Source organism: Vagococcus sp. WN80Y (assembly GCF_059621045.1).
In genome coordinates this window covers 1-1,990 of record NZ_JCAQHY010000065.1, presented here as the reverse complement: position 1 = coordinate 1,990, position 1,990 = coordinate 1, and the positions used below count along the sequence as shown (strand labels likewise).

General features: G+C 37.9%; 1 protein-coding gene. It reads right to left on the bottom strand.

What is annotated here, in order from left to right; genetic code table 11:
* Positions 1-192: 192 nt before the first annotated feature.
* A complete protein-coding gene (locus AC5KOD_RS02770) occupies positions 193-1,851 on the bottom strand; it encodes an IS1182 family transposase (RefSeq protein ID WP_496913013.1) in 1,659 nt (552 codons plus the stop codon).
* Between the last annotated feature and the right edge of the window lie 139 nt (positions 1,852-1,990).

The following is a 1,990-nucleotide window of genomic DNA, read 5'->3' as shown; positions in this document are numbered from 1 at the left end:
CCCTCACCAAACAGAATGAAAACAAAAGTGATCGACCTACAGACGATTTCCTGTCATAATAAAAGTGACAGGAGTGGCTTTGTAGGTCGATCACTTATTGAGGTTCTGCTCCAAGTAACCTTGAGGGACAAACTAGATCATTCTACTTATTTGCACCAATCATTAGGTCATAGAACCTGCGTATAATAAGTCTCAGGATAAATAAAATAGAAGACCGAAAATCGTAAAAATGATTTTCAGTCTTCTGTTTTTTAGATTATTGGGAGAATTAGTCTTGTTTGATCGCTTATTTAGCCTATATTTCCTCAAATTTACAGCCATTAGCGCAAACCCAATTTCATTGTGCGTCTGCTGTTTTCCTCGAACAGAGAACCGTGTGAAACCTAAACAAGCCTTCAAATGGCCGAAAGCTGGTTCAACGTCAATTTTTCGTTGACGGTAGATTTCCCCGGTTTCTTTTTCTGAAAGGAGTTGTTGAATCGTTGCTTTAAAGTATTCCCAGTTCATGTTCTTTTGAATCTCGCGATTCTTGTCACTTTTCGTTCTGGTACATTGGCTTCGAACAGGGCAATCTGAACAGTCTTCACATTCATACTGTTTTAAGTAGCGTTTAAATCCGTACTTATCTGTACGAATAGAATAATTTCGGAAACTCATTTTTCGTCCATCAGGACAAAGAAACGTATCATCTAATTCCTGATAGGGCCAGTTTGCGGGAAGGAACGGGTTTTGTTTAAATTTTTTCTTTTGTTCTTTATGATACATGGCATAAGTGATGAGCGGTGTTCGCTCATGCTCTTCTAAAACAGCCTGATAATTTTCTTCTCCTCCGTAGCCTGCATCTGCGACGATATAGGGTGGCAGTTCAAAGAAACACTCCTTTAGAGTTGTTAAAAAAGGGCGCAGTGTCCGTGTATCTGTTGGATTTGAGAAAAGGTCATAACCTAAAATATATTGACTATTGGTCGCGATTTGAAGGTTGTAGCCTGCTTTCAACTGACCATTTTTCATGTGATCGTCTTTCATGCGCATAAACGTAGCGTCTAGATCCGTTCTAGAGTAACTATTTCGTTGGCCTAAAATCTGTCTATGAGTTTGATAAGCACCTTTTCTTTCTTTGAAGTCATGAAATAATTTTCTCAATTTTTTAGGAACTTTTCGGATGGAACGGATTGATTTACGAGTGGAACCATCCTCTTCTTGTTCAATTTTCTCTGTCAATTTTTCGACAACATGGGTGAGGTGGTCTTCAATCTGACCTAATTCAGTTGGGGATAATTCTTTCGTGGACTCGCGCTCAATTTCAGGAATAATCGTATTTTTCACCAGTTCATCATAAAGAAAGATGGATTTTTCAGTGAGCTTTTTATCAAAGTTATCAATAGATTTTCTCCAAACAAAGGTATATTTATTGGCGTTGGCTTCAATCTTTGTGCCATCAATAAAAATGGCTGTTTCATCGATTAATTGTTCCTTGACTAATTGACGACGGAACTGGACAAAGCACTCCCGAAGGAGTGCATTCGCTAAAGGATTCACACGAAAACGATTGATCGTTCGATAGCTAGGCTGGTAGCTTTGAGTGAGCCACATCATGCGAATACTATCTTTCCCTAAGGCTTCAATCTTTCGACCAGAAAACACGGATTGTGTATAGGCGCATAGAATCATCTTCATCATCAGTTTCGGGTGATAAGAAGAAGGCCCCATTTGATGATGAAAAGGGGTGAAATGCTTCTCGGGAATACTTTCAATTAATTCATCAATTGCGAATGCGATATCATTTTTTTCTAACTGAAAACTAAAATCTAGAGGAAGAATGACTTGATTTGTGGTATAATTTTTAAACATAAGAACACCTCGCTAGTCTATTTGTTTGGTTACTTTTATTTTAGCAAAAGTGTTCTTATTTTTGTACAACAAAATAATCCAGATGCCAATCAATTTGACTGGTATCTGGATTTTTCGTTTAGACTTATGTCCCAAGCTC

Bases quoted from the DNA above. Each gene is read 5' to 3' on its own strand.
- AC5KOD_RS02770 (WP_496913013.1), bottom strand. From the start codon at position 1,851: ATGTTTAAAAATTATACCACAAATCAAGTCATTCTTCCTCTAGATTTT.